This is a genomic window from Kitasatospora kazusensis, assembly GCF_039529945.1.
GTDB classification, from domain to species: Bacteria; Actinomycetota; Actinomycetes; order Streptomycetales; family Streptomycetaceae; genus Kitasatospora; species Kitasatospora kazusensis.
Genome location: NZ_BAAANT010000017.1, coordinates 19,185 through 36,150 on the forward strand (window position 1 = coordinate 19,185; position 16,966 = coordinate 36,150).

The 16,966-nt window shown below is 73.4% G+C and carries 14 protein-coding genes; 5 read left to right on the forward strand and 9 right to left on the reverse strand.

Going from position 1 to position 16,966, the window contains the following annotated elements:
- Positions 1-24 precede the first annotated feature (24 nt).
- The 4 genes from ABD330_RS16490 to ABD330_RS16505 all read right to left on the reverse strand — a co-directional run bounded on the left by ABD330_RS16490 (position 25) and on the right by ABD330_RS16505 (position 2,910).
- Entirely contained in the window at positions 25-723 is a 699-nt protein-coding gene (locus tag ABD330_RS16490) for a phosphoadenylyl-sulfate reductase (RefSeq protein WP_344465600.1), read from the reverse strand.
- Positions 707-904, reverse strand: coding sequence for a hypothetical protein (locus tag ABD330_RS16495; RefSeq protein ID WP_344465602.1), 198 nt, complete (start codon positions 902-904; stop codon positions 707-709). Before ABD330_RS16495 ends, ABD330_RS16490 begins: the two co-directional genes overlap by 17 nt.
- Positions 901-2,625, reverse strand: coding sequence for a nitrite/sulfite reductase (locus ABD330_RS16500; RefSeq protein WP_344465604.1), 1,725 nt, complete (start codon positions 2,623-2,625; stop codon positions 901-903). Before ABD330_RS16500 ends, ABD330_RS16495 begins: the two co-directional genes overlap by 4 nt.
- Before the next feature lie 201 nt (positions 2,626-2,826).
- Entirely contained in the window at positions 2,827-2,910 is an 84-nt protein-coding gene (locus tag ABD330_RS16505) for a putative leader peptide (RefSeq protein WP_310593185.1), read from the reverse strand.
- Between the two features lie 337 nt (positions 2,911-3,247).
- Between ABD330_RS16505 and ABD330_RS16510 the strand changes: the two genes are divergently transcribed.
- The 3 genes from ABD330_RS16510 (at position 3,248) to rsgA (ending at position 10,897) form a co-directional block, all read left to right on the forward strand.
- Entirely contained in the window at positions 3,248-8,173 is a 4,926-nt protein-coding gene (locus ABD330_RS16510; RefSeq protein WP_344465606.1) for a DUF3320 domain-containing protein, read from the forward strand.
- A 46-nt stretch (positions 8,174-8,219) separates the two neighbouring features.
- Positions 8,220-9,488 carry a YihY/virulence factor BrkB family protein gene (locus ABD330_RS16515; RefSeq protein WP_344465608.1) on the forward strand — a complete coding sequence of 423 codons (1,269 nt, stop codon included), beginning with the start codon at positions 8,220-8,222 and terminating at the stop codon, positions 9,486-9,488.
- 305 nt (positions 9,489-9,793) lie between these two features.
- The gene (rsgA, locus tag ABD330_RS16520; protein ID WP_344465610.1) at positions 9,794-10,897 is read left to right on the forward strand and encodes a ribosome small subunit-dependent GTPase A; all 1,104 of its coding nucleotides are present in this window, start codon (positions 9,794-9,796) and stop codon (positions 10,895-10,897) included.
- A 103-nt stretch (positions 10,898-11,000) separates the two neighbouring features.
- Here rsgA and ABD330_RS16525 read toward each other — a convergent pair whose 3' ends face one another.
- Both ABD330_RS16525 and ABD330_RS16530 read right to left on the reverse strand, forming a co-directional pair.
- On the reverse strand, positions 11,001-11,444 hold the full coding sequence (locus ABD330_RS16525) for an ASCH domain-containing protein (protein WP_344465612.1): 444 nt from the start codon (positions 11,442-11,444) through the stop codon (positions 11,001-11,003).
- A 73-nt stretch (positions 11,445-11,517) separates the two neighbouring features.
- Complete coding sequence (locus ABD330_RS16530) at positions 11,518-12,264, reverse strand: DUF4232 domain-containing protein (protein WP_344465614.1); 747 nt, start codon at positions 12,262-12,264, stop codon at positions 11,518-11,520.
- A 157-nt stretch (positions 12,265-12,421) separates the two neighbouring features.
- On the opposite strand from ABD330_RS16530, the gene ABD330_RS16535 reads away from it, so the two are divergent.
- On the forward strand, positions 12,422-14,071 hold the full coding sequence (locus tag ABD330_RS16535) for a DNA-3-methyladenine glycosylase 2 family protein (RefSeq protein ID WP_344465616.1): 1,650 nt from the start codon (positions 12,422-12,424) through the stop codon (positions 14,069-14,071).
- Positions 14,068-14,625, forward strand: coding sequence for a methylated-DNA--[protein]-cysteine S-methyltransferase (locus tag ABD330_RS16540; RefSeq protein ID WP_344465618.1), 558 nt, complete (start codon positions 14,068-14,070; stop codon positions 14,623-14,625). The genes ABD330_RS16535 and ABD330_RS16540 overlap by 4 nt, the downstream gene beginning before the upstream one ends.
- A 12-nt stretch (positions 14,626-14,637) precedes the next feature.
- Here the strand turns inward: ABD330_RS16540 and ABD330_RS16545 are convergent, their stop codons facing one another.
- The 3 genes from ABD330_RS16545 to ABD330_RS16555 form a co-directional block, all read right to left on the reverse strand.
- Positions 14,638-15,240 carry a MarR family winged helix-turn-helix transcriptional regulator gene (locus ABD330_RS16545; protein WP_344465620.1) on the reverse strand — a complete coding sequence of 201 codons (603 nt, stop codon included), beginning with the start codon at positions 15,238-15,240 and terminating at the stop codon, positions 14,638-14,640.
- A 261-nt stretch (positions 15,241-15,501) separates the two neighbouring features.
- The gene (locus tag ABD330_RS16550) at positions 15,502-16,233 is read right to left on the reverse strand and encodes a DUF305 domain-containing protein (RefSeq protein WP_425555553.1); all 732 of its coding nucleotides are present in this window, start codon (positions 16,231-16,233) and stop codon (positions 15,502-15,504) included.
- Positions 16,218-16,892, reverse strand: a complete 675-nt coding sequence (locus ABD330_RS16555; protein ID WP_344465622.1) for a thioredoxin-like domain-containing protein — start codon at positions 16,890-16,892, stop codon at positions 16,218-16,220. The genes ABD330_RS16550 and ABD330_RS16555 overlap by 16 nt, the downstream gene beginning before the upstream one ends.
- Positions 16,893-16,966 lie beyond the last annotated feature (74 nt).

Below are 16,966 nucleotides of genomic sequence, written 5' to 3' on the forward strand. Positions count from 1 at the left end.
GAAGTAGCTTGGACTGACGGTTGATCAGAGGTGGATGCCGCACTCGGTCTTGCCCGAGCCGGCCCAGCGTCCGGAGCGCCCGTCCTCGCCCTCGGCGGGCTTGCGGGTGCAGGACAGCGGCGAGCAGCCGACCGAGGTGTAGCCCTCCCACAGCAACGGGTTGAGCAGTACCCCGTTGGCGGCCACGTACGCGTCCACGTCCTGCTGGGTCCAGCGGGCGATCGGGGCGATCTTCACCTTGCGGCGCTTGGCGTCCCAGGCCACCACCGGGGTGTTCGCCCGGCTCGGCGACTCGTCCCGGCGCAGCCCGGTCGCCCAGGCGTCGTAGGCGCCGAGCCCCCGGTTCAGCGGCTCGACCTTGCGCAGCGAGCAGCACAGGTCCGGGTCGCGGTCGTGCAACTGCGGCCCGTACCGGGCGTCCTGCTCGGCCACGGTCAGCAGCGGCTTGAGGGTGATGACGTTGACCGGCAGCACCGCCGCCACCGCGTCCCGGGTGCCGATGGTCTCGGCGAAGTGGTAGCCGGTGTCGAGGAACACCACGTCCACGCCCGGGAAGACGGAGGAGGCGAGGTGCGCGACGACCGCGTCCTCCATCGAGGAGGTGACGCAGAACCGCTTGCCGAAGGTCTCGGCGGCCCAGCGGAGCACGTCCTGCGCGGACGCCTCCTCCAGGTCGCGGGCGGCGGCGGTGGCCACCGCCTCCAGGTCAACCGTGCTGGTCATGTCCCGTGCCCCCGTTGGTCGGTGCCGACGGACTGCTCGGTGACAGCAGTCCGAGGAACTTCAGCTGGAAGGCGCGTCGGCAGGACGCGCACTCCCAGGCGCCGTGGCCGCCCTCGGCGGAGGGCCGCAGGTCCTCGTCGCCGCAGTACGGGCAGTGGAAGGGTGCAGCGCGCTCGCTCATGACAGTGCCTCCTCGTCGGCCCGGGCCGTCCACTGGGCGAAACGCTCGCCCTCGTGGCGGTCGGCCTGGTAGCGGGTGAGCACCCGCTCGACGTAGTCCGGCAGGCCGGCGCTGGTGACCTTGAGGCCGCGGACCTTGCGGCCGAAGCCGGCCTCCAGGCCGAGCGCGCCGCCCAGGTGGACCTGGTAGCCCTCGACCTGCTCGCCGTTCTCGTCCGTCACCAGCTGGCCCTTGAGACCGATGTCCGCGACCTGGATCCGGGCGCAGGCGTTCGGGCAGCCGTTGATGTTGATGGTCAGCGGCTCGGCGAACTCCGGGAGGCGGGCCTCCAGTTCGTCGATCAGGGTGCGGCCGCGCTCCTTGGTCTCGACGATCGCCAGCTTGCAGTACTCGATGCCGGTGCAGGCCATCGTGCCGCGCCGGAAGGGCGACGGCGTGACCCGCAGGTCCAGTGCCTCCAGCCCGGCGACCAGCGAGTCGACCTGATCCTCGGCGATGTCCAGTACCAGCATCTTCTGCTCGGCGGTGGTCCGCAGGCGGTCCGAGCCGTGGGCGGCGGCGAGGTCGGCGATCTGCCCGAGCAGCCTGCCGTCCACCCGGCCGACGCGCGGCGCGAAGCCGACGTAGAAGTTGCCGTCCTGCTGCCGGTGCACGCCGACGTGGTCGCGCCAGACGCCGGTGGGCTGCTCGGGCGCGGGTCCGTCGATCAGCTCGTACTTGAGGTACTCGTCCTGCAGCACCTGGCGGAACTTCTCCACGCCCCAGTCGGCGACCAGGAACTTGAGCCGCGCGCGGTTGCGCAGCCGGCGGTAGCCGTAGTCGCGGAAGATGCCGATCACGCCGCCGTAGACGTCCGCGACCTCGTCCAGCGGGACCCAGGCGCCCAGGCGCACGCCCAGCTTGGGGTTGGTGGAGAGCCCGCCGCCGACCCAGAGGTCGAAGCCTGGGCCGTGCTCGGGGTGGTTGACGCCGACGAAGGCGACGTCGTTGATCTCGTGCGCGACGTCCAGCAGCGGCGAACCGGAGACCGCCGACTTGAACTTGCGCGGCAGGTTGGAGAAGTCCGGGTTGCCGATGAAGCGGCGCTGGATCTCCTCGATGGCGGGGGTGCCGTCGATGATCTCGTCCTCGGCGATGCCGGCCACCGGGGAGCCGAGGATGACGCGCGGGGTGTCGCCGCAGGCCTCGGTGGTGGAGAGGCCGACGGCCTCCAGCTTCTGCCAGATCGCCGGGACGTCCTCGATCCGGATCCAGTGGTACTGCACGTTCTGCCGGTCGGTGAGGTCGGCGGTGTTGCGGCCGTACAGCTCGGAGACCTCGGCGATCGCCTTCAGCTGGGCGACGGTGAGCCGGCCGCCGTCGATCCGGACGCGCAGCATGAAGAACTCGGCGTCCAGCTCGTGCGGGTCCAGGATCGCGGTCTTGCCGCCGTCGATCCCCTCCTTGCGCTGGGTGTACAGCCCCCACCAGCGCATCCGGCCGCGCAGGTCGGACGGGTCGATCGAGTCGAAGCCGCCCTTGGCGTAGACCGTCTCAATACGTGTCCGTACGTTGAGACCGTCGTCGTCCTTCTTGAACTGCTCGTTGGCGTTGAGGGGGGTGAAGTGGCCCATGCCCCACTGACCCTCGCCGCGGTGGCGGGTGACCTTGCGGGCGGCGGCGGGACGGCGCGCTTCGGCGCTGTCGACCTGGGGCTCGGCCGGTTCGGGCGTGGGGGCCATGGTGTCGTCCTTAGGCAGCTGGCTCTGGGGCTGGGTGCTGGCGTGCTCTGAGCGTGGGCCTGCCTCTGACCTGCGAGATCACGGGTTGACCGTGGCGGGTGCGGGGAGACAGTGACCTGGCCCGGGGAGCGCGCGGGCACCCGCGAAGTGCGGGTGGGGCGGGGTGGTACGCCGGGTGCGGTGGTGGCGGCGGGGTGGGGCTCAGGTCACCGGACAGATGGCGCTGGACACGCGGAGAAGGTCGACGTGGAGTCGACCGACCAGGGTGGTTCCGGCGCTAGGCATGGCAAGAGATTCGCATGGCGAACGACCCACGGTCCACTAACGTCCGAATCGTGGACATTATGGTTTCGAATAGCGAGATAGCGGTCACCAGGCCCAGTATGGCGGCCCGCCCGGCGCCGAAGGGTGAGGCGCACCGGTCGGCCCCGGACGGTGCCGCGGCCCGGCGGCCCGGGGGACCCTCAGGGTCCTGGTCGAGCCGCTCGGGGATCCGGGCCGAACCGAATCGGACACTTCGCTGTGTCGTGGCACGGTAAGTGGTAGACAACGGGATAGCTGGGTGCCTCCAGGGGGGAGCGTGACCCGTGATCATCCGCCCGGACCGAGAGGCACCCACCGCATGCGCGACCAGGCACCGAGCACCGCCACCGATCCAGGATCCGACCGGCTGCGGGCGGTGCTCGACGGCTGGCGGGACTCGCTGCTCGACCTGGGCGGGCGGAACCGGCTGCTGAACTTCCGGCACACCCGAACGGCCACCCTGGAGCTCGGCGCCCCCGCCGCGCCCGCACTGCTCGCGGGCCTGGCCCGGGGCTGGGACTTCGCCCCGGTCGTCGGGGCCGACGTCGAGGTCGGCGGCGGGGTCGACCGTGCGGCCGACCGCCTTCCGGAGCCGACGCCGGAGCGGACGCCGGAGAGAGTCGCCGACCGCGTCCCGGGCCTGGCCACCCAGAAGACCACCCAGTCCGGCCTGGACGCGGCGCTCACCCAGCTCCGGCGCAAATCCGGCCAGATGTTCAACGACTACGGCCTCTGGGTGCTCTGGCTCGGTGTCGGGATGCTCGACTGGCGCGAGCCGGGGGCGATCGAATCGAGCGCCGCTCCGCTCGTCCTGGTCCCCGTCGAGCTGCGCCGGGACCGCGCTGGCCGGACCAGGCTGCACGAGGCCGAGGGGCAGGACCCGATCCACAACCCCGCTCTCGCCGTGAAGCTCGCCCGCCTGGGGGTCGACTGGAGCGAGGTCGGCGAGGCCGACTGCACGGACGTGGCCGCCGTCCTTGCCGCCGCCCGCGCGGCCGTCCGGCGCCAGGACGGCTGGGAGGTGGACGAGCGCGTGGTGCTGGGTCTGTTCGCCTCGCACCGGGAGGCGATGTACCGGGACCTCCAGCAGAACGAGCGGCTGATCCTCGCCCACCCCCTGGTACGCGCCGTCGGCCTCGGCCCGGACTCGGGCCTGCCCGACGACCTGATCGGTTTCGAACCGCCCGCCCTCGACCGGATCGACGAGATCCAGCTGCCCGAGCGGACCCCGCTCGTCCTGGACGCGGACGCCTCCCAGCGGCAGTGCATCGCGGCGGCGATGGCCGGCCGCTCGTTCGTCATGAACGGGCCGCCCGGCACCGGCAAGAGCCAGACCATCACCAACATGATCGCGGCCCTGATGCACGCGGGCCGCAGCGTGCTCTTCGTCAGTGAGAAGGCCGCCGCCCTCGACGTCGTCCGCAACCGGCTCACCGAGGTCGGCCTCGGTGACCTCGTGCTGGCCCTGCACAGCAGCGACACCGGCAAGCGGGCCGTCGCGCAGGAGTTGAACCGGGTGCTCACCACCGAGCTGCCCGCCGTCGGTGCCGCGCCGCACGAACTGGAACAGGCCCGGCGGCTGCGCGAGGAGCTCTCGGCGTACGCGGCGGCGATGAACGAGTCGCGCCCCCGCCTCGGCCGCAGCCTGCACGACGTGCTCGGCCGGATCGCGCTCCTGGAGCGGGCCGGCGTCCGGCGCCTCGCGCTGCGGCCGGGCAGCGGTGAGGCCGCCTCGGCGCTCAGCGCCGAGAGCCTGCAGGAGCTGCTCACGGCGGCCGACTCGCTGTCGCGGAGCTGGCGGCCCGTCCTGCTGGGGGAGGAGTTCGTCTGGCACGGGCTGCGCGCCCGTGCCGAGCTGCGCGACTCGCCGACGACCGTACTCGCCGAGGCGGAGGACGCACTGGCCGAGCTGGGCCTCGCGGCCCGCCGCCACCCGCTGGCATCAGCCGTCGCCGCCCCCCGCAGCGCACAGGAACTCGACCGGGCGGCGACCGCGCTGCGCGCCCGGCTGCCCGAGCACCGGAAGGCCCCCGGCCCGGCGGCCGGTCTGCCGGGGGACCAGGGCGCGGTGCTCGCGGACCTGGCGGGCCGCCTGGGGCTGGCCGAGCCGGCCGACGTGGACGAGGCGCTGGCGCTCTGCGAGCTGACCGACTTCGCGCAGGCGCCGCACCGTCCGCTGCCCGGCTGGTTCGAGCCCGCGGCCCTGGCCCGGGTGGTGGCGGCCGCGGCGGAGCTGCGGGAGGCCGTCGCGGTACGCGACACCGCCCGGGAGGCGGCGGCGGACCTGTTCGGGCCGCAGGCGGTGGCGTACGCCGGGCTCCCGGAGCTGGCCCGGCGGCTGGCCGAGAGCCACGGACTGCTGGCCCCGCTGCACAAGCAGTACAGAGAGGACAGGTCGGCGGCGGCCGGTCTCACCCACGGCGGTCGTTGGAGCAAGCAGCTGCTCACCCGGCTGCCGCAGGCCGTCGCCTGGCAGCAGGCCGAGACGCGGGCCGGCGGGCTGATCGTGCTGCACCGCGAACTCCTCGGCCGGTACACGCCGGAGACCCTCGACGCCTTCGAGCCGCTCGACCGGGCCGTGGCGACGGCGGCCCGGATCGCCGAGCTGGCCGGGGGCGCCGCCCGGCCGGCGCTGCTCGCGGCCCGGCTCGGGGACGGCGTGCCGCCGGACGGGCTCGCCGAAGCGCAGGTCCAGGCGGTGCGAGCGGCTCTCGGCGACTGGTGCGAGGCGGCCCGGATCCGTGGCGACAGGTGGCGGAGCGCCGTCGCGGCGCTGCTCGCGCTCTTCGAGGACACCCGGCGGACCCGGCTCCAGCCCGCGCTGCTCGCCGGTCTCGACCAGGCGGGGGAGGCGCTGGCCGTGCTGCGGTCGGATGCGGCCGGGGTGGAGGAGTGGCAGGCGTACCACAGCGGGCTGACGGTGCTCGCCCGGCACGGACTGGACGACCTGCCGGCCCGCAGTGCCGAGCGTGGCATCCCGCCGGAGCGGTTCTCCGGGGCCGTCGAGCTCGCGGTGCTGAGTCTCTGGGCGGACCGGCTGCTCGACACCGACCAGCGGCTGACCGTCAGCCGGGCCGAGGACCTCGACGCGCGGGTGACGGCCTTCAAGGAGGCCGACCAGCTCCTGGTCAAGGCCGCCGGAGGCGCGGTGGCCGCCGCGTGCAACGCCCGCCGGCCACGGAACATCGGCGCGGGCGCGGCGGCCCGGATCACCCGTGAGGCGGAGAAGAAGACCCGTCACCTCCCGGTGCGCGAGCTGCTCGGCAGTACGCGTGAGGTGGTCGGGGCGGTGAAGCCCTGCTTCATGATGAGCCCCTTGACGGTCAGTCAGTTCCTGCCGGCCGACTACCGGTTCGATGTGGTGATCTTCGACGAGGCGTCGCAGGTCAGGCCGAGCGACGCCGTCAACTGCATCTACCGGGGAGCGTCCCTGGTCGTCGCGGGCGACGAGAAGCAGCTGCCGCCCACCTCCTTCTTCGGCTCCTCGGCGGAGGACGACTCCGACGAGTACGACGAGGAACTCCCCGACTCCTTCGAGTCGTTGCTGGACGCCTGCAAGGCGGGCGCGATGCGGGCCCTGCCGCTGCGCTGGCACTACCGCAGCCGCCACGAGGACCTGATCACCTTCAGCAACCGGTCGTTCTACCGGAACTCGATGATCACCTTCCCCGGCGCGCAGGAGAGCGGCGCGGACGTCGGTGTCGCCTTCGTCCACGCCCACGGCGTCTACGACCGGGGCGGCCGCCGGGACAACCGGATCGAGGCCGAGGCGGTCGCGCGACGCGTACTGCACCACTTCGACACCCGCCCGGGCCGCAGCCTCGGCGTGGTCGCGCTCTCCCAGGCCCAGGCGAGCGCGATCGAGCTCGCCGTCCAGCAGGCCCGGCTGGGCCGCCCGGATCTGGACCACCGCTTCACCGAGAGCCGCCTCGACGGGTTCTTCGTCAAGAACCTGGAGTCCGTCCAGGGCGACGAGCGCGATGTGATGATCATGTCGATCGGTTACGGCCCGGACGAGCGGGGGCAGCTCGGCCTCAACTTCGGCCCGATCAACAAGGAAGGCGGCTGGCGTCGGCTCAACGTCGCCGTCACCCGCGCCAGGTACCGGATGGAGGTCGTCTCCTCCTTCCAGGGCGTCCAGCTCAAGGAGAGCGGCAACCCCAGCGTCCAGCACCTGAAGCGCTACCTGGAGTACGCGGAGCAGGGGCCCTCGGTGCTCGCCCGCGACCTGCTCCAGGCCGACGCCGAGCCGGACAGCCCGTTCGAGGAGTCGGTGCTGGGCGTGCTGCGCGACTGGGGCTACCAGGTCCAGCCGCAGGTCGGCGTGGCCGGTTTCCGGATCGACCTGGGGGTGCGCCACCCGGCCGCCGAGGGCTCGTACGCCCTCGGCATCGAGTGCGACGGGGCGATGTACCACTCCTCCCGGGCGGCCCGGGACCGGGACCGGCTGCGCGAGCAGGTGCTGATCGGCCTCGGCTGGCGGCTGCACCGGATCTGGGGCACCGACTGGTACCGCAACCGTGCCGAGTCCGAGACCCGGCTCCGGGCGGCGGTGGAGAGCGCGGTCGCCGTCTCCCCGCTCGCCGAGCCGCTCGCCGCGCCCGCCCGGTCGGTCAGCGAGGCGGAGCCCCCGGCGGGATCCGTGACGGAACCCCCGGCGCAGCCCGTCCGGGTACCGGTGGAGCGCGACTACGTCCGCGCCTGGAGCAGCGTCTACCGCACGGCCGACGTCCAGGTCACCGGCTCGGTCGAGCTGCACACCCTGGAGGCCCGGCGGCCGCTGCGGCGAGTGCTCGGGCAGATCATCGAGACCGAGGGGCCGATCCACGTGGACCTGCTGGTCCAGCGGGTCCGCGAGGCCTGGCAGGTCGGACGGGCGGGCAGCCGTATCCGGGAGAACATCGAGCAGGTGCTGCGCGAGCTGGTGAGCAGCGGTGCCGCGAAGCGGGCGGGGGAGTTCCTGGGCAGTGCCGAGGACCGTGAGCCGACGGCACGGGAACCGGTCGAGCGCTGCGCCCGGAAGGTGAGCCAGGTGCCCGGGGCCGAACGGCGGCTGGCGGTGGTCGAGCTGGCGCGCGAGTCCCCGGGGATGACCGAGGACGAGCTGATGCAACAGGTGCGCGAGTTCTTCGGCTGGAAGCGGATGGGCGCCGACATCCGGGAGGCGCTGGCCGGGGACATCGCCGAGCTCCGCGCGACGGGGCTGCTCTCGGACACCCGCACCGGGCTGGTGGCCGGGCCGTGAGCAGCTGGCGGCGGGGCCGGACGTCCCGGACCGCTACCGTAGGGGCGTGCAACCAGCAGGGGAGACGACCAGAACGGCGGCCGAGCGGCCCTCGCGGCGACGGGGCAAGGGCTCCCGGCGCGCGGCCAGACGTGCCACCTGGCGCACCACGCTCTGGGCCCTGCTCAAGGACACCACCAACACCTGCGTCGAGTACCGGGTCACCGGGCTCGCGGCGGAGGCGGCGTTCTTCACCCTGCTGTCGATCCCGCCGCTGCTGCTCTGCCTGGCGGGCACCCTGGGCTACCTCGACGACATCCTCGGCGCGGGCACCATCGACAAGCTGAAGGAGGACATCCTCTCGGCCTCCGGGACGGTCCTCTCGCCCAGCTCGGTCAAACAGACCGTCCAACCCCTGCTCGCCGGAGTCTTCGACAACGCCAGACCGGACCTGATCTCGATCGGCTTCCTCCTCTCCCTCTGGTCCGGGTCGCGGGCGCTGTACATCTTCATCGACACCATCACCGTGATGTACGGGCTGGACGGCAAGCGCGGCCTGGTCAAGACCCGGCTGATGTCGCTGGGCCTCTACCTGGGCGCGCTGGTGATCGGCTCGCTGGTGCTGCCGCTGCTGGTCGCCGGCCCCGGGCTGGTGATCGGCGCCCTGCCGTGGTCGGGCGGCGTGCTCGCCGCGCTGTACTGGCCGTGCGCGATCCTGCTGCTGGTGGTCTTCCTGACCACCCTCTACCACCTCGCCGTTCCGGTCAGCACGCCGTGGCGTGAGGACATCCCGGGCGCCCTGGTCGCGCTCGGGATGCTGGTGATCTGCAGCGTGCTGCTCCGGCTCTACCTGGTCAGCTCGGTCGAGGGCCACTCGGTCTACGGGTCGCTGGCCGCGCCCGTCGCGGTGCTGCTCTGGATCGGCGTGGTGGCGCTCGCGGTGCTGATCGGCGCCGCGATGAACGCCGCGATAGACCGGCGCTGGCCCACCGTCGAGACCGCCGACGCCCGGGCCGAGAACGAGCGGGCCAACGAGGAGGCCGCGGCCGCGGTGGTCCGCGAGGTCACCGCCCGGCGCGCCGTCGAACGGGCCCGGCGGGCCCGCGAGCTCGGACTCGCCGAGGGCGTCGAGGACGAGTTCGAGGACGAGGACGACGAGGGCGACCCGCCCTCGGAGTACCCCGAGCGCTGGGCCGACTTCCTGCCGCCGACCAACGTCCGCAGCCGCCTGCGCCCGCCCGGCACCCACCGCCGCCGGACCCCGCCCCCGCCGGACAGCGACCGGCCGGCCCCCACCACGGTCAACCCGCACCACAATCCGTGGGGCGGGATCTAGGGGGTCCGGAGCGGGCTCCAGGCCTGCTCCGGCCGACCGTGCCCGGGGTGAAACCGCAGGTCGAAAATGGGATGCGCCGACCGCGGCTGTGCCGCTAGGGTCTGAGCCGACATCAGATCGGGGCCCTGTCACAGGGCCGGGAACGAAGCAGGAGGTGAGCCCCATGGCTGTCGCCGTGATTACGGCTGCCCAGGGCAGCAAGCGCACTCACCTCCCCCTCCCGGCCGCCGGCTGACGCACGAGAGCACCTCTCGCGCAGCCGTAGACCCGCCGGGACCGCATTCCTCCCGAAGGGCCCCACTGCGTTGTCGTACGCGACTCTGAGCACCACCAGCACCACCAGCACTACCGACTCCACCCTGTCCGGCCACGGCTGGACTCCCGAGCTCGAAGAGCTCTTCACCCCCCTCGCCGAGGCCGGGCTCACCCCTGCCCGGATCGCCCGGGTCGACCGCGGCCAGTGCGACGTCGTGCTGGCCGACCCCGGAACGGGCGAACTGCGTACCGTCCGCGCCGACACCCGGCCGGTCCGCGACCCCGACCCGGTCAACTGCCCGTGCACCGGCGACTGGGCCGCCGTCGACCTGGCCGCCGAGCCGATGCCCACCGTCTCGGCCCTGCTGCCGCGCGGTACCGCGATCATCCGCAAGGGCGCGGGCGGGCGCTCCGACGGTCAGGTCCTGGCGGCCAACATCGACACCGTCCTGATCGCCGTCTCGCTCGCCGCCGACCCCGACCTGGGCCGCATCGAGCGCTTCCTCGCCCTCGCCTGGGAGAGCGGCGCCGAGCCCGTGGTGGTCCTCACCAAGGCCGACCTGGTGGACGACGCCGAGTTCGTCCGCGCGGATGTCGAGGGGATCGCCCCCGGCGTCACCGTCCTGGCCGTGAGCGCCGAGACCGGTGAGGGCGTGGACGTGCTGCGCGCCTGCACCCCCGGCTCCACCGCCCTGATCGGGCAGTCCGGCGCGGGGAAGTCCACGCTGACCAACGCGCTCGCCGGGATGGACGCGATGACCGTCCAGCAGACCCGCGCCAGCGACGAGAAGGGCCGCCACACCACCACCACGCGCGAGCTGATCCCACTGCCGGGCGGCGGCGTGGTGATCGACACCCCCGGTCTGCGCGAGGTCGGCCTCTACGGCGGCCAGGGCCTGGCCCAGGCCTTCTCGGACATCGAGGAACTCGCGGAGAACTGCCGCTTCCACGACTGCGGCCACCACTCCGAGCCGGGCTGCGCCGTCAGCGCCGCCCTCGCGGACGGCACCCTGCCGCAGCGGCGGATGGACAGCTATCTCAAGCTCCAGCGCGAGAACGAGTGGATCGCCTCCCGCAGCGACGCCCGGCTGGCCGCCGCCCGGCTGAAGAAGTGGAAGGCCACCATCAAGTCGGCGGGCCCGATCCGCCCCTGACACACCGCTACGGCCGACCGTACGATTTGGCCGCCCCGGGCTCGACCACGAGCCCGGGGCGGCCAAGTCCGTATGTCGGCTCCCGTTCGTACGCCAGGGCTGGTCAGGCGCGGGTCGGCTCCAGGTGCTCCAGCAGCCGGAACCGGACCAGCACCAGCGGCGTCGCGTCGTCGACCGTGAACTCCGGGTCGCCGAGCGCCTCGCGCAGCTGCGCGCTGTGCCAGTACTCCTCGTGCTGCGCCCGCCACTCGGCCACCGAGCGGTAGCCCTCGCCCTCGTCGACCGCGTGCCGCAGGTCGACCGCCGCGAGCGGTGCGAGCCGGACCTCCGTCACCTCGATCACGCCGACCGGCCGCTCCGCGGAGTCGACCACCACCTGCCGCTCGCCCACTTCGGGCAGCGCCTCGTCCTCGACCGCGTAGTCGGCGATCAACCCGGTGGTGGTGGTCTTGGACCCGTCCAGCACGGCCGCTACCAGCTGGTCCCGCAAGGGGCCGGGGAAGGCGAACTGGGCTTTCGGGAGCGCGGAGAGAGTGTCGTCGGTCACCGTACGATCGTCGCGGCCCGGCTTTCGCGGGGCAACTGGTGAGGCCGTACGCCCCTGCCGGCCCCCGGCGCCGTCACAGGAGGATGATGCCCTGGCTCGCCGGTTGCAGCGAGCCCACGGTGAAACCCGCAGTGGAGACCGTCAGCTGCGGGACGCTCCGGCCGTTCAGCCCGGAGATGGTGGCGGTCAGCTGGGTGGTCTCGTCGGGCGGGGTGACCACGATCGCGCCCAGCACGTGGCAGCTCGGGTCGCCCTTGTCGCAGCTGCTCCACTTCAGGCCCGAGAACGCGGTGGCCCCCGGCTTGAGGGTGGTCCTCGTGGGCGGCCCGGGGTGGGCGACCCGGCTGGTGGACAGGACGACCTTGCTGTTGTCCGCCAGCAGCCCGCCGTAGCCGAGGTAGCCGAACACCGTGCAGGTGTGCGCACCGGTGTTGGTCAGCATCACCATCGCCGATCCGGGGCCGCCCGGCTGGATCTGCACGTCGGCCTTCAGATCGCCCGTGTGGCACCGGTCCGTCGCGGGACTGCCCGGGGCCGGGGCGGACGGCTGGGTGCCGCTGCCGCCGGCGGCCGAGGAGCCGTTCGACGGAGCAGCCGGGGCGCCGCCCGGCGCGGCGGAGCCGGTACTTCCGGGGCCAGCACTGCCGGAGCCGGCGTTTCCGGGGCCGGAGGCGGCGCTGCCGGGACCGCCGGCGGCGGTCGTCGCCGCCGGGTGACCGCTGGAGCAGGCGACCGCGCCGAGGGCGAGCACCAGGGCGGTCGCCGCCACGGCGATGTCCCGGACGGGGAAGGCGGTGCGGGGGTTCGTCGTTTTGGTCACGACCCTGATCACGGCGGCGGGGCGGCGGTCAGTTCTGGCCCGTCCGTCCCGACCTGGTAACAGGCGCGGGCGCTGTCCGGGCCGGGTGGCGGAGCGCTGACGGCGATGTCCGATTTCCGCCGGTCGAACCCGCCGCCGGTGCCGCAGACTGGAGTACGTGATCGACGACGAGACCAGATACCGGGCCGTGGACAGCCGGGACGCCCGCTTCGACGGGGTGTTCTTCACGGCCGTCCGCACCACGGGCATCTACTGCCGCCCCAGCTGCCCGGCGGTGACTCCGAAGCGGGTCAACTGCGCCTTCTATCCGACCGCGGCCGCCGCCCAGGGCGCGGGCTTCCGGGCCTGCCGCCGCTGCCGTCCGGACTCCGTACCCGGCTCGCCCGAGTGGAACCACCGCGCCGACCTGGTCGGCCGGGCGATGCGCCTGATCGGCGACGGCGTGGTGGACCGCGAGGGAGTCGCGGGCCTCGCCGACCGCCTCGGCTACAGCGCACGGCAGCTCCAGCGGCAGCTCACCGCCGAACTCGGCGCCGGCCCGATCGCGCTGGCCCGCGCCCAGCGCGCGCAGGCCGCCAGACTGCTGCTCCAGACCACCGGACTCCCGGTCACCGAGGTCGCGTTCGCGGCCGGCTTCGCCTCCGTGCGGCAGTTCAACGACACCGTCCGTGAGGTCTACGACCGCACCCCGAGCGGCCTGCGCGCCGAGGTCGCGGCCGGTCGGCGCGGCGCGGCCCCGGCGGGCGCGCTCAGCCTGCGGCTGGCCTACCGGGGAGCGCTCGACAGCGACCACCTGATCGACTTCCTCGCCCTGCGCGCGGTGCCCGGCGTCGAGGAGGTGGTGACCGGCGGCCGACGCGGCATCCGGACGTACCGCCGCACGCTCGCGCTGCCCTACGGGCACGGCATCGCCGAGGTGGACGGCCTCGCCGCCGGCGTCCGCCCGGACCGGGGCTGGCTGGACTGCCGCCTCAAGCTCACCGACCTGCGCGACCTGACGACCGCCGTGCACCGGATGCGCGCACTGTTCGACCTGGACGCCGACCCGGACGCGGTCGACGCGCAGCTGGGCGCGGACCCGCTGCTCGGCGAACTGGTCCGGGCCCGTCCGGGCATCCGCTCGCCGGGCCACGTCGACCCGCACGAGCTGGCCGTCCGCGCCGTCCTCGGCCAGCAGATCACCGTCGCGGCCGCCCGCACACTGGCCGCCCGGCTCACCGAGCGCTACGGCGTCGCGCTGCCGGAGCCGAGCGGCGGTCTCCGGCTGCTCTTCCCGACCGCCGCCGCCCTGGCGCAGGCCGACCCGGCCGACCTCGCCATGCCCGAGGCACGCCGCCGCGCGCTGCGCGGTCTGTGCGCCGCCCTGGCGGACGGGACGGTCCGGCTCGACGGCGGCGCCGACCGGGAGGCGGCGGCAGCGCAGCTGCTCGCCCTTCCCGGCATCGGTCCGTGGACGGTCGGCTACCTTCGGATGCGGGCCCTCGCCGACCCGGACGTCTTCCTCCCGGGCGACGCCGGTGTCCGGCACGGGCTGCAGCGCCTCGGCCTGGCCGGGGACCCCAAGTCGGCCGCTGCGGCGGGCGCGGCTTGGGCGCCGTGGCGCTCCTACGCCGTGCACCGGCTCTGGGTCGCGGCGTCGTCGGCCGGTCCGGCGGGCGCTGCCGTCCCCGCTGTCCCCGCTTCCGCTGCCTTCGCTGTTTCGCCCGGCGCCACCGTCGCCCTTGTTTTCCCCGAATCCGCCGAATCCGCTGAATCCGTTGTGCCCGCTTCTGCCGCCGGTTCCTGCTCGGAGAGTGACAACGCATGACAACTGTGTTCACGACCATGGAGAGCCCGCTGGGCCGCCTGCTGCTGAGCGGTGTCCTGGACGGGGACGGTCCGGCGGCCCTCGCCACCGTCACCGCCCCCGGTCAGAAGGGCGCGCTGGCGGAGCCGGCCGACGACTGGATCCACGACCCGGAGCCGCTCGCCCCGGCGATCGACCAGCTGACGGCTTACTTCGCCGGCGAGCTGACCGCCTTCGACCTGCGGCTGGCCCCGGTCGGCACCGAGTTCCGGCACCGGATCTGGAACGCCCTGGACGACATCCCGTACGGCACGACCGTCACCTACGGCGAACTGGCACGGGCGGCCGGACAGTCGCCGCGCGCGGTCCGCGCGGTCGGTGGCGCGGTGGGGGCCAACCCGTTGCTGGTGGTCCGCCCGTGCCACCGGGTGATGGGGGCGAACGGCACGCTCACCGGCTTCGCCGCTGGGGTCGACAGCAAGCGCCGGCTGCTGGAGCTGGAGGGCGGGTTGCCCGAGGCCGGATCGACGGCGCGCGAAGTCCGGCGCGGTGCACCCGCGCCGACGCTGTTCTGACCGGCCGGATCGTCAGCCGGTCGGATCGCCCGGCCCGGTGGCCGCGCGGGTGGGTGCGGGGGCTGCCGTGGGCGCGGGCGCGGGGGAGGTGGTGCCGCCGGGGCCGGAAGCCAGGGCCTTGGCCAGCAGTTCCAGACCCGGGAGGGCGCCCATCACGGCCTCGCGGTTCACCGGCGAAAGGCTCGCCAGCGCGTCGGCGAGGCGGCGTTCGTGCGCGTGCTGCCAGTCCCGCAGCTGCTGGTGGCCCGCCTCGGTCAGGGCGATCCGCGCCGTGCGGCGGTCGCCCGGATCCGGCTGGCGGTCGACGAAGCCGGCCTCCAGCAGCTTGCCGACCAGCCCGCTGACCGTGTTCGGCGCCAACCGCTGACGGGCCGCCAGCTCGCCGACCCGCAGCGGCGCCGCCGCCAGCGTCTGGAGCAGCTCGACCTGGGCCATCGGCAGCGACTCCCACGGGTAGTCGGTGCGGATGCTGCTGCGGAGCGCCCGGCGCAGTCGGGTGATCACATCGGTGAGGCGCTGTGCGCGCTCGATCGCCGCAGCCTCCTCCAGCACGGAGCCACCGTCGGAAACGGTGCTGGTGGGGGTGGGTGAACCGGGGCTGGGCAGCGACGACATGGCGGAAAGCGTAGCGCTTGCCGACAGATGACTCGTCCGCTGACCAGCTCTGCCGACGAGTACCTCTCCCGGCGAACACCTCTGTCGACGAGTGGCTCTGTCGACGAGCGGTTCTGCGGACGACTGCTTCCCCTGACGAGTAGCTCTGCCGACGACATGCTCGACGCCGACCGGGGTGCTCGACGCCGACCGGGGTGCGGCGGACGAATCGTCCGACGCACCCCGGAAGGCCGGTCACCCCGCCCCGACGGCAGGCCGTGGCTACGGGAGCGGCTTGGCGCCCCGCTCGGCGAGCATCTGGGTGATCATGTCGATCTCGGAGAGCTGCCCGTTCACCATGGTCTGGGCGAGCCGCTTCTCGACCGGGTCGGCGCTGAGGTCGACATACCCCTGCGCCATCTCGACCCCGCCCTTGTGGTGCTGCACCATCAGCTGGAGGTAGAACACCTCGGCGTCCCGCCCGCTGAGCGTCCGCAGCTTCGCCAGGTCGGCGTTGGTGGCCATGCCGGGCATCAGCGACCCGTCGTGGGCCACGTAGGCGTGGTCCATCTTCATCCAGGCCATCGGCTGGTCGCCCGAACTCTGCGGCAGCCCCCAGTGGTCGAGCCACCCCATCAGCATCCCGCGCTGGTTGGCCTGGGTGTTGATGATGTCGAACGCCAGGTTCCGTACGGCACTGTCCTGCGTCCGGTCCCGGACGATGAAGGACATGTCGATGGCCTGCTGGTGGTGGGCCGCCATGTCCCGGGCGAACCCGGCCTCGGCCGAGGTGTTCGACGGCGCGGCCGCCGACGTCCCGGAGGCGGAGGGCCCGCTCGCCAGCAGCGCCGGAACGCCCAGGCAGAGCGCCACGGCCGTGGCCAGCGCGGCCGGCCACCACACCCGCCGCGCCCGGGAGCGCGCCGGTACGGCCTCGGCGGTGTCGGGCTCCACCGCCGGGTCGGCGTCGGTGCCGGCCGCCGACTCGTCTGCCCCGGTCACTGGGTGCTGCACGACGCACCCGGCTCCTGGGTCTGCGGACCCTGGACGTACTTGGTGAAGAACTCGGCGACCCGGGGGTCGCTCGCGCTGTCCAGCACCAGCTGGGTGCCCCAGGCGGTCAGCGTGATGGTGCCCGCCTCGGTCGGGTAGGGGCTCATCAGCGAGTACGGCGTGGTCTTCACCCGGTCCGACAGCGCCTTGATGTCGGCGGGGGTCGCCTTGCCGTTGTAGGTGACCCAGACGGCGCCGTGCTCCAGCGAGTGGACGGCGTTCTCGTTCACGACCGGCTGGTCGTAGACCGTGCCCGTGCAGTTCAGCCACACCGGGTTGTGGTCACCGCCGACCGGGGGGACCTGCGGGTAGTTGACCTTGGTCTGGACGTGGTTGCGGGTGAGCTTGTCGTACGTCTTGACACCCGGGATCGGGGCCTTGGCCGCGGCGATCTTGGCGTCCCGCTTCTGCTTGGCGTCCACGGCTATCCAGATGCCGCCGCCGACCATGCCCGCCAGCAGCACGGCGGCGGCACCGATCGCGATGAACTTGTTGCGGCGGTCGCGGCGCTGCTCCTCGGCGCGCAGCTCGGCGATTCTGGCGCGACGGTCGGTCGCGCCGGGGCGGCCTCCGGACGCGCCACTGCTCGACTTGTTCGACTGCTTGGAGGCGGAACCCATGGAAAGTGTCCTTGTCCCCGCCGGCGCTCAGGGCACGGCGGTATGAGGGGGTGGCAGGGGAGGCGGAGCCGCCG